Here is an 11,412-nt window from a genome sequence, read left to right on the forward strand (position 1 = left end):
TCGCCGTGTTTCGCCCGTCCCGTTTCAGTATCAACCGCCCCGAACACGAGTCTGAGCCATGTCCGATCCTCTCGACCTCACGCAGATCGCGCCCACGCTGAAAGCCGAAATCCTCGCGGAGGCGCTGCCGTACATTCGCCGCTATCACGGCAAGACCGTGGTGATCAAATACGGCGGCAACGCAATGACGGAAGAGCGCCTGAAGCAGGGCTTCGCGCGCGACGTGATCCTGCTGAAGCTGGTCGGCATCAATCCGGTGATCGTCCACGGCGGCGGCCCGCAGATCGACACGGCGCTCAAGAAGATCGGCAAGCAGGGCACGTTCATCCAGGGCATGCGCGTCACCGACGAGGAAACGATGGAAGTCGTCGAGTGGGTGCTGGGCGGCGAAGTGCAGCAGGACATCGTCACGCTGATCAATCACTTCGGCGGCCACGCGGTCGGCCTGACGGGCAAGGATGGCGGCCTGATCCACGCGCGCAAGCTGATGATGCCGGATCGCGACAACCCGGGTCAGTACATCGACATCGGCCAGGTGGGCGAGGTCGAGGCGATCAACCCGGCCGTGGTGAAGGCGCTCCAGGACGACGCGTTCATCCCGGTCATCTCGCCGATCGGCTTCGGCGAGGACGGCCTGTCGTACAACATCAACGCCGACCTGGTGGCCGGCAAGCTGGCCACGGTGCTGAACGCCGAAAAGCTCGTCATGATGACGAACATCCCGGGCGTGATGGACAAGGAAGGCAACCTGCTGACCGATCTGTCGGCCCGCGAGATCGACGCGCTGTTCGAAGACGGCACGATCTCGGGCGGCATGCTGCCGAAGATCTCCTCGGCGCTCGACGCCGCCAAGAGCGGCGTGAAATCGGTGCACATCGTCGACGGCCGCATCGAGCACTCGGTGCTGCTCGAAATCCTGACCGAACAGCCGTTCGGCACGATGATCCGCTCGCATTGAGCGGGCGTCCCTCCGCCGGCGCGTCCCTCGCGCCGGCCGCCGTGCCCTCGCCGGCACGCCGTTCGCGCCGCACCCGGCCACTGGCCGGGCGGCCGGTCTGGCTGTTCGATCTCGACAACACGCTCCACCACGCCTCGCACGCGATCTTCCCGGCCATCAACGCCGCGATGACGCAGTACATCATCGACAGCCTCCAGGTCGACCGCGCCCAGGCCGATCATCTGCGCACCTTCTACACGCGGCGCTACGGCGCGGCGCTGCTCGGGCTCGCGCGCCATCATCCGATCGATCCGAACGATTTCCTCAAGGTGGTGCACACCTTTGCGGACCTGCCGTCGATGCTGCGCGCCGAGCGCGGGCTGGCGCGGCGCATCGCCGCACTGCCGGGCCGCAAGATCGTGCTGACCAACGCACCGGAGCGCTACGCGCGCGCGGTGCTGGCCGAACTCGGCATCGAGCGGCTGTTCGAGCGCGTGATCGCGATCGAACACATGCGCGGCCGCCGCGCCTGGCGCGCGAAGCCCGACGCGTCGATGTTGCGCGAAGCGATGCGCGACGCGCATGCGTCGCTGGCCGACGCGATCCTCGTCGAGGACACGCGCAGCCACCTGAAGCGCTACAAGCGGCTCGGCATCCGCACCATCTGGATCACCGGGCACCTGCCCGACCACCTGCCGCGCGTCGGAAAGCCGCACTATGTCGACCGTCGTATTGCTTCGTTACAATCGCTGCGACTAAGTACACGATCGGGGCGACAAAAATGCAACCGACTGACCCGCGCGACGCGGCCGTAAACGACGACGAGACCACCGCCGCACGCGCCCCGGCCACCGGCAGCGCCGGCGGCCGCACGCGGCCGAAGCCCGGCGAGCGCCGCGTGCTGATCCTGCAAACGCTGGCCGCCATGCTGGAAGCGCCGAAGCGCGAAAAAATCACCACCGCCGCGCTGGCGGCACGGCTCGACATCTCCGAGGCCGCGCTGTACCGCCATTTCGCCAGCAAGGCGCAAATGTTCGAAGGCCTGATCGAGTTCATCGAGAGCACGTTCTTCGGGCTGATCAACCAGATCGTCGAAAAGGAGCCCGACGGCGTGCTGCAGGCGCGCGCGATCGCGCTGATGCTGCTCGGGTTCGCCGCGAAGAACCGGGGCATGACGCGCGTGCTGACAGGTGAGGCGCTGGTGGGCGAGCACGAACGGCTGGCCGAGCGCATCGAGCGGATGATCGAGCGCGTCGAGGCATCGGTGCGGCAATGCCTGCGCATCGCGCTGCTCGAATCGAATGCGCACGAAGGCGGGGCGCCGAGCGCCAGCGCGATGCTGCCGGCCGGCTACGACCCGGCAACCCGCGCGAGCCTGCTGATCTCCTACGTGCTCGGCCGCTGGCACCGCTATGCGGGCAGCGGCTTCGCAACCGCGCCGGAAGAGCGCGCCGACGAGCAACTGCAACTGATCCTGCGATAACGCCCGGCATCAACGACATGGCCCGGCCTTCGCATCGGCGAAGACCGGGCCATGTTGCCATGTGCGGCAACCCGCGCCGCACGCGGCCGGTTAATGCGCGACCGTCGCCTGCGCCGCGCCCTGCATCAGCTGATCGAGATCCTGAGCGACGTGGTGCGCACCCGGGTAGCCGGCACTGTCGGCCATCGGCTGCTCCGCGTGGCCGGCCAACGCGCGCGCGCCGGGCACCTGCGCACCATCGTCATCCGCCGGGAAGGCATTCTGATGGCCGGTATCCAGCACGTCCTCGGTCGACAGCGCCGACCTGCCCTGCGCCGACGTGCTCGGCGTCGTCACCTGCACGTCCCAGCTCACGAACACCTCGGCCTTCAGCGCATCGCTCCGATAGACGACGTATTGCTCGCCGTCGATGAAGAACGTGCCCGCGTTTGTCCAACCGCCGGCCGCGAGATTGTCCATGCCGGCCAGTTCCACCCGGTCGCCGCTGTCGCCGTTGACGCGCATCTGCGAGTAGCCGTCCTGGCGGAACGCGTCCCGCTGGCCCAGATTCAGCACATCGGCAACCGACATCAGCAGCATGTTGTTGCCCGAGCCGGTGATGTCGATCACCTCGATGCCGCTGAGCTTGTCGGCCCCGCCGCTGTTCAGCGCCGTGACGTCGAGCCACTGATTCGTGCCCGTCAGCTTGAGCGTGTCGATGCCGGCGCCGCCATGAGCACCGGCCCCCGCGCCGCTGAAGTAGCCCGTGTCGGCCACGGTGAATACCGTTGCATCGCTGCCGCCGTAGTACGCCGCATCGCCGCTGAGCGTCTGCTCGGTCGGGGGATCGAGGGTCACCGGGCTATATTCCGGCTCGAACCCGGGGCCGGAAAAGACGATGTTGTCCATCCAGCTCATGACCAGGTTCGTGGCGGCAAATTCCTGGGCGATTTCGACGCGCGTGAAATCCTGGTCGAGGTTGATCTCGACTCTCTGGTGTATCCCGTTGACCGAGGTATAGGCGGGCGTGACGTAAATCACCCGGCCCCGGTAGTCATAGAAATACAGCTTGATGATCTCTCTGCCCGTCACGTCGCCCAGATCGAACGACATGCCGTTGGCGGACAACCCATCGTGCAATTTGATCCGCACCCGGTTGGTGACCACCAGCGCCTGCGAGGGCGCGGGCTCGGCCGCGCCGTTTCCTCTCAGTGCCATGTCCTGCCCCTGATACAGGCCCTGCTTCCAGCCCGCGTCCTTGTATTCGACGTTCGAGACATCGAAGTAGCGCGTGGAAAAGCTCGCCCCGTACTTCATCAGCGGGGTTTCTTCAAATGTTTCGAAGTCCTCAAAAATGGTGCCGGGCGGCGACCAGCCTTCGACGCCGCGATACGCGGAGACATTGCCGGCAATGTCGACCAGCGCCGCCACCACCTGCTGGGTGGCCGCCACCGGCGAATCGAACACCGCCCCCCCGTCGGCGCGCTCCTTCGCGCTCAGTGCATGCTCGTACACCTGGCCGTCGATCATCAGCGACAGCTTCGAGCCGGCTCGAACCTCGGCCGGATCGAATTTCACCGTTATCGAACCGGTTACCGCATCGAACGACACGTCGGTGGGCATCGACATCGAATCCTTCAGCGTGACCGCGACGCGCTCCTCCTCGCCCGAATTGCCCGCGTCGTTCACCACACGCGTCTGGATCGTCCAGTTGCCGGCGTGCGCGTTCGGATCGATCGCCACCCACTTGCCGTCCGATTTCATCAGCGCGTCCTGCCACGTCAGCCCGCCGTCGGTCGAAATCTGAATCCGGTCGCGCTGCCCGAGCACGCCCACCACGTGGCCGCTGATCAGCCGGCCTGCCGTGCCGTCGTTCGTCACCCAGTCGTTGTGATACGTCCCGCTGTCGCGCCCGGCCCCGTCCACCACCGCATGGGCCGTCGGCTGCGCCGGCGCGATCACGTAGTCGAAGCCCGCCGACGGGCTGCCCGTATTGCCCGCGAGGTCCATCGCCTTGGCGGTCAGCACGTGCGTGCCGTCCGCCATGCCCGAGGGCAGCGGAAACACCCACTGGCTGTCCGCATTCGTGGTCGCGGTGCCGAGCAGGGTATTGCCGTCGTAGACGCTGACCGTCGAAAACGGTTCGGCGTGGCCCGACAGCGTGGCGGCGTCGCCGGCCGACACCTGATCGATGACCGGCGACGACGGCGGCGTCACGTCCACCTCGATCATGTACGCCGCCGACGGCAGGCTCTGCCCGCCCGCATTGCTGGCCCGCACCGACAGGCGCCACAGGCCGTCCGACAGCGATTCCGGCAATCGGTATGTCCACGTTCCGCCCGGGCCGACCTCGACGGTACCCACCTCCTGGCTGTCGACGCGGATGTGGATGATCGAACCGATCTCGCCATGCCCCTTCAGCACCGGACGCGGATCGTTGGTCAATCCGGCCTCGCCGATCACGCCGGTGTGCGGCCCGACGTTATCGGTCACGGTATCGATGGTTGGACGGGAAGGTTTTTTGACTGCTGGTGTTTTTGCCATGATGTCTACATCTCTGAAGCAAGTTGCGGCGAAGACCCGGAGCCGCGCGCGGCATCGCGCGGCTCGATGCTCGGATCGAGGCGGAATGGCTCGATGAACGCGGGATCGCGATTCGGAAAGAGGGTTCGCGCTTCGCGCACGGCGGCCGCCGCAGGCGGCGGCGCATGCACGGCACCCCAAGCTGGGGCAGCTGACCCTTACCGTGAAGTGAAAGAGTTTTGTAATGTATAGAGGAGCGATACGCACATCCAGACCGGATGCGGTCATTGCTTGACCTGCATCGAACATCCCATTCGGCAGCTCGCGGCCACCGCGCATCGTGCGATAGCGGGGCGGGAACACGCGAATGCCATGCCGTCGAGGCCGCGCCGGCGCGCCGCCGCCACGGATCGTGCGACGACGCCGGCATAGCGACCTGAGCCGGTCAGTGCACGGTCGTCTGCCCCGCGCTCTGCATCAGTTGATCGAGATCCAGCGCGGTACCGTGCGCACCGCCGTGGCCCGCACTTTCAGGCCCCGGCTGCCCCGTGTCGTGCGCCAGCGCGCGCGCGCCGGACGTGCGCTGCGCGCCAGCGTCGTCCACCGGAAACGCATCCTGATGGCCGGTATCGAGCACGTCCGCCGTCGACAGCGCCGACGTGCTCGGCGTCGTCACCTGCACCTCCCAGCTCACGAACACCTCGGCTTTCAACGCCGTGCTTCGATAGACGACGTATTGCTCGCCGTCGACGAAGAACGTGCCCGCGTTTGTCCAACCGCCGGCCGCGAGATTGTCCATGCCGGCCAGTTCCACCCGGTCGCCGGTGTCGCCGCTGACGCGCATCTGCGAGTAACCGTCCTGACGGAACGCGTCACGGTGGCCGAGATTCAGCACGTCGACAACCGACATCAGCAACATGTTGTTGCCCGAGCCGGTGATGTCGATCACCTCGATGCCGCTGAGCTTGTCGGCCGCGCCGCTGTTCAGCGCCGTGACGTCGAGCCACTGATTCGTGCCCGTCAGCTTGAGCGTGTCGATGCCGGCACCGCCATGAGCACCGGCTCCCGCGCCACTGAAGTAGGCCGTATTGTCCACGGTGAATACCGTTGCATCGTTCCCGCCGTAATACGCCGCATCGCCGCTCAGCGTCTGCTCGGTCGGAGGGTCGAAGGTCACCGGTCGATAATCCGGTTTGAACCCGGGGCTGTAGAAGACGATGTTGTCCAGCCAGCCCATGACCATATTCGTGGCGGCCCATTCCTCGGCGATTTCGACGCGCGTGAAATCCTTGTCGAGGTGGATCTCGACTTTCTGGTGCAGGCCGCCGTTGGCCGTATAGGCGGGGGTGACGTAAATCACCCTGCCCCGGTAGTCATAGAAATACAGTTTGACGACTTCCTTCGTCGTCATGTCGCCCAGATCGAACGACATGCCGTTGGCGGACAACCCATCGTGCAATTTGATCCGCACCCGGTTGGTGACCACCAGCGCCTGCGAGGGCGGCGGTTCGGTGGCCCCGTTTCCCCTCAGCCCCATGTCCTGTCCGTGATAGAGGCCCTGCTTCCAGCCCGCGTCCTTGTATTCGACGTTCGAGACGTCGAAATAGCGCGTGGAAAAGCTTGCCCCGTACTTCATCAGCGGGGTTTCCTCAAATGTTTCGAAATCCTCAAAAATCGTGCCGGGCGCCGGCCAGCCCTCGACGCCGCGATACGCGGAGATATTGCCGGCAATGTCGACCAGCGCCGCCACCACCTGCTGGGTGGCCGCCACCGGCGAGTCGAACACCGCCACCCCGTCGGCGCGCTCCTTCGCGCTCAGCGCATGCTCATGCACCTGGCCGTCGATCATCAGCGACAGCTTCGAGCCGGCCCGCACCTGCACCGGATCGAATTTCACCGTTATCGAACCGGTTATCGCATCGAACGACACGTCGGTGGGCATCGACATCGACGTCTTCAGCGTGACCGCGACGCGCTCCTGCCCGCCCGAATCCTTGCCGGCGTCGTTCACCACGCGCGTCTGGATCGTCCAGCTGCCGGCGTGCGCGTTCGGATCGATCGCCACCCACGTGCCATCCGATTTCATCAGCGCGTCCTGCCACGTCAGCCCGCCGTCGGTCGAGATCTGAATCCGGTCGCGCTGCCCGAGCGCGCCCACCACGTGGCCGCTGATCAGCCGGCCCGCCGTGCCGTCGTTCGTCACCCAGTCGTTGCGATACGTCCCGCTGTCGCGCCCGGCCCCGTCCACCACCGCATGGGCCGTCGGCTGCGCCGGCCCGACCACGTAGTCGAAGCCGACCGAGGGGCCGCCCGTGTTGCCCGCGGGATCCATGGCCTTGGCGGTCAGCACGTGCGGGCCGTCCGCCATGCCCGGGGGCAGCGGAAACACCCACTGGCTGTCCGCGTTCGTGGTCGCGGTGCCGAGCCAGGTATCGCCGTCGTACACGTCGACCGTCGAAAACGGTTCGGCGTGGCCCGACAGCACGGCGGGATCGCCGGCCGACGCCTGATCGATGACCGGCGGCGACGGCGGCGTCACGTCCACCTCGATCATGTACGCCGCCGACGGCAGGCTTTGCCCGCCCGCATTGCTGGCCCGCACCGACAGGCGCCACAGGCCGTCCGACAGCGGTTCCCGCAACTGATATGTCCACGTTCCGCCCGGGCCGACCTTGGTGGTGCCCACCTCCTGGCTGTCGACGCGAACGTGGATGATCGAACCGATCTCGCCATGCCCCTTCAGCACCGGACGCGGATCGTCGGTCAGCCCGGCGCGGCCGATCACGCCGGTGTGCGGCCCGACGTTGTCGGTCACGGTGTCGATGGTGGGACGCGAAGGTTTGTTGACTGCGGATGTATTTGCCATGATGTCGACCTCGTTGAAGCAAGTTTCGGCGACGAGCCCGAGCCGAGCAGCCGGTGCCCGGATCGAGGCGCAATGGCTCGGCGAGCTCGGGATCGGGATCGCGATTCGGAAAGCGGATTCGGGCCTCGCGCACGGCCGCCGCAGGCGACGGCGCAGGCACGGCCCCCGAGCGGGAGCCGCCGATCCTTGCGATGAAGTGAAATGAACAACCCCTTAACTTATCGATGCGCGATACGCGCATCCAGACCGGATGCGCCCATTGCTTGACCTGCATCGAACATCCCATTCGACACGCCGCGGCCGCCCCACACCGGGGCCCGCCCGATTCGTTGCGGCGAAATCCGCTATACTTGCCGCCACTCGTCGCCGCGACTGCGGTGCGGGAACACACGAATGACGCGCCGATTTGCTGACTCGATTGCGGGCGCGCGAACCCCAGCCACCAGGCTGCAGGTTCATTACAAATGCGGCTAAAGAGGTCGTCAGCCGCGCATCTTTCGCTCCGCGCTTCGCCGACGCCGTTTAGCCGCCCTGTCATAAGGCGGAACGAATGGAATCGATCGGCATCGTCGCTCCACAGACCATGCATTTCGCCGAACCGCTGCGGCTTCAGAGCGGCAGCGTGCTCGGCAACTACCAGCTCGTCGTCGAGACCTACGGCGAACTGAACGCCGCGCGCTCGAACGCGGTGCTCGTCTGCCACGCGCTCAACGCGTCGCACCATGTGGCCGGCCTCTACGCGGACGATCCGCGCAGCACCGGCTGGTGGGACAACATGGTCGGCCCCGGCAAGCCGCTCGACACCGATCGCTTCTTCGTGATCGGCGTGAACAACCTCGGCTCGTGCTTCGGCTCCACCGGCCCGATGAGCCTCGACCCGTCCACCGGCACGCAATACGGCGCGCGCTTCCCGGTGGTGACGGTGGAGGATTGGGTCAATGCGCAGGCGCGCGTGGCCGACGCGTTCGGCATCGCGCGCTTCGCCGCGGTGATGGGCGGCAGCCTCGGCGGCATGCAGGCGCTGGCCTGGAGCCTGATGTACCCGGATCGCGTCGCGCACTGCATGGTGATCGCCTCCACGCCGAAGCTCTCGGCGCAGAACATCGCGTTCAACGAGGTGGCGCGCTCGGCGATCCTCTCCGATCCCGATTTCCACGGCGGCAACTACTACGCGCACAACGTGATCCCGCGCCGCGGCCTGCGCGTGGCGCGCATGATCGGCCACATCACGTACCTGTCGGACGACGACATGGCCGAGAAATTCGGCCGCGCGCTGCGCCGCGCCGACGGCGCGCTCGACGCCTACAACTTCAACTTCGACGTGGAATTCGAGGTGGAGTCGTACCTGCGCTACCAGGGCGACAAGTTCGCCGAATACTTCGACGCGAACACCTACCTGCTGATCACTCGCGCGCTCGACTACTTCGATCCGGCCAAGGCGTTCGAGGGCAACCTCACCGCCGCGCTGGCGAAAACCACCGCGAAATACCTGGTGGCCAGCTTCTCGACCGACTGGCGCTTCGCGCCGGCGCGCTCGCGCGAGCTGGTCAAGGCGCTGCTCGACAACCGCCGCGACGTCAGCTACGCGGAAATCGATGCCCCGCACGGCCACGACGCATTCCTGCTCGACGATGCGCGCTACCACAACGTGGTGCGCGCCTATTACGAACGCATTGCCGCGGAGGTGGGCGCATGAACCAGCAAGCCTTGACGATGCTTTCGGCCCGGCCGGACTTCCGCGCGATCGCGCGCTGGGTCGAGCCGCGCTCCACCGTGCTCGACCTCGGCTGCGCCGACGGCTCGCTGCTCGCGCTGCTGGCCGAGGAGCTGGAAGTGAGCGGCTACGGCATCGAGATCAACGATGCGGGCGTGCTCGGCTGCGTGAAGAACGGCGTGCACGTGATTCAGCAGAACCTGGAAGACGGGCTGCGCCTGTTCGAGGATCAGAGCTTCGATTTCGCGATCCTCTCGCAAACGCTGCAGACCATCCACCAGACCGCCGCGATCCTGCGCGAAACGGTGCGCGTGGGCCGCGAGTGCATCGTGTCGTTCCCGAACTTCGGCTACTGGGCGCACCGCCTGTCGGTGCTGCGCGGGCGCATGCCGGTGTCGAAATCGCTGCCGCACCAATGGCACAACACGCCGAACGTGCGCGTGCTGACGATCAAGGATTTCGAGGCGCTCGCGCCCGAGGTCGGCATCGAGATCCTCGACCGGGCCGTGCTGCACGGCGGCCAGCCGGTCCGTTGGGGCGCGAACTGGCGTGGTAGTCTTGCTGTCTATCGCGTCAAGCGAGCCCATCCCTGACGACTTCATGACCTCTCCCGAGCAGCGCGACGCGCCGGCGCTGGCCGCGCACGACGATCACCCCGGCTGGCGCGCCTTCCTGAACACGCGAACGCTGATCTGCGTGTTTCTCGGCTTCACCTCGGGCCTGCCGCTGTTCACGCTGATCTACCTGGTGCAGGCGTGGCTGCGCTCGGAAGGGGTCAACCTGAAGGAAATCGGCCTGTTCGCGCTGATCCAGATTCCCTATACGTGGAAATTCCTCTGGGCGCCGCTGATGGACCGCTTCGTGCCGCGCCTGCCGGGCTGGCGGCCCGGGCGGCGGCGCGGCTGGATGCTGGTCACCCAATTGCTGGTGGCGGCGGCGATCGGCACGCTCGGCTTCGTCTCGCCGCGCGATTCGATCTGGACGGTCGCGGCGCTGGCCACGCTGGTGGCGTTCTTCGGCGCCAGCTCCGACATCGTGATCGACGCCTATCGCCGCGAGCTGCTGCACGATGCGGAACAGGGGCTCGGCAATGCCGTCCACGTCAACGCCTACAAGATCGCCGCGCTGGTGCCCGGCTCGCTGTCGCTGATCCTCTCCGATCACCTGCCGTGGACGCTCGTCTTCATCGTCACCGGCCTGTTCATGCTGCCCGGCATCGCGATGACGCTGTGCGTGCGCGAACCCGAAGTGCGCGGCACGCCGCCGAAGAACCTGCGCGAAGCCGTGGTGCTGCCGTTCAGCGAATTCCTCGCGCGCGGCGGCTGGCGCAACGCGCTGCTGGTGCTCGGCTTCATCTTCCTGTTCAAGCTCGGCGACACGATGGCCACCACGCTGTCGACCTCGTTCTTCCTCGACATCGGCTTCAACAAGACGCAGATCGGCGTGCTCGCCAAGACCACCGCGTTCTGGGCCAGCCTGGCCGGCGGCATTCTGGGCGGCGCCTGGCTCGTCAAGATCGGCATCGCGCGCGGGCTGTGGATCTTCGGGCTGATCCAGATCGTCTCCACGCTCGGCTTCGCGTGGCTCGCCAAGGCCGGCCCCGACCCGGTGGTGATGGCGGGCGTCTACGGCTTCGAGACGTTCTCCACCGGCCTCACGCTGGCCGCGTTCACGGCCTACATCGCCAGCACCACCGATCCGCGCTATACGGCCACGCAATTCGCGCTGTTCACGAGCCTCGCCTCGGTGCCGCGCACGCTGGCATCGGCGTCGAGCGGCTTCATCGTCGCGCAGATCGGCTGGTTCGATTACTTCCTCGTGTGCGCGGCGCTCGGCATTCCGGGCATGCTGCTGCTGTTCAAGGTCGCGCCGTGGCGCGGCACGCAAAACGGAGCGGCCCGTGCGAGCTG

8 protein-coding genes are annotated in these 11,412 nt (G+C 66.6%); 6 read left to right on the top strand and 2 right to left on the bottom strand.

Features of this window, described 5'->3' with window-relative positions; translation table 11 throughout:
* The first annotated feature begins 58 nt into the window (after positions 1-58).
* From argB to slmA, 3 genes are read left to right on the top strand one after another with little or no spacing between them, the layout of a single operon-like run.
* Positions 59-958: an acetylglutamate kinase gene (gene argB / locus G3N92_RS23850; protein WP_206130045.1), complete on the top strand. Its 900-nt coding sequence runs from the start codon at positions 59-61 to the stop codon at positions 956-958.
* Positions 955-1,752, top strand: a complete 798-nt coding sequence (locus G3N92_RS23855; protein ID WP_206130046.1) for a pyrimidine 5'-nucleotidase — start codon at positions 955-957, stop codon at positions 1,750-1,752. The genes argB and G3N92_RS23855 overlap by 4 nt, the downstream gene beginning before the upstream one ends.
* Entirely contained in the window at positions 1,719-2,420 is a 702-nt protein-coding gene (slmA, locus tag G3N92_RS23860; protein WP_206130047.1) for a nucleoid occlusion factor SlmA, read from the top strand. Before G3N92_RS23855 ends, slmA begins: the two co-directional genes overlap by 34 nt.
* 90 nt (positions 2,421-2,510) lie before the next feature.
* On the opposite strand, the gene G3N92_RS23865 is transcribed toward slmA, so the two are convergent.
* On the bottom strand, positions 2,511-5,285 hold the full coding sequence (locus G3N92_RS23865; protein WP_206130048.1) for an Ig-like domain-containing protein: 2,775 nt from the start codon (positions 5,283-5,285) through the stop codon (positions 2,511-2,513).
* A gap of 82 nt (positions 5,286-5,367) precedes the next feature.
* Positions 5,368-7,788: an Ig-like domain-containing protein gene (locus G3N92_RS23870; RefSeq protein WP_206130049.1), complete on the bottom strand. Its 2,421-nt coding sequence runs from the start codon at positions 7,786-7,788 to the stop codon at positions 5,368-5,370.
* Positions 7,789-8,338: 550 nt separating this feature from the next.
* Here G3N92_RS23870 and G3N92_RS23875 point away from each other — a divergent pair.
* From G3N92_RS23875 to G3N92_RS23885, 3 genes are all read left to right on the top strand, one after another.
* Complete coding sequence (locus G3N92_RS23875; protein ID WP_206130050.1) at positions 8,339-9,484, top strand: homoserine O-acetyltransferase; 1,146 nt, start codon at positions 8,339-8,341, stop codon at positions 9,482-9,484.
* Positions 9,481-10,095, top strand: coding sequence for a methionine biosynthesis protein MetW (metW, locus tag G3N92_RS23880; protein ID WP_206130051.1), 615 nt, complete (start codon positions 9,481-9,483; stop codon positions 10,093-10,095). Before G3N92_RS23875 ends, metW begins: the two co-directional genes overlap by 4 nt.
* Positions 10,096-10,102: 7 nt before the next feature.
* Positions 10,103-11,412, top strand: a 1,310-nt coding sequence (locus tag G3N92_RS23885) for an AmpG family muropeptide MFS transporter (RefSeq protein WP_206130052.1), incomplete at its 3' end; no start/stop codon positions are given.

The sequence above is a fragment of the Burkholderia sp. Ac-20379 genome (genome assembly GCF_017104645.1).
In the GTDB taxonomy this organism is placed as follows: Bacteria; Pseudomonadota; Gammaproteobacteria; order Burkholderiales; family Burkholderiaceae; genus Burkholderia.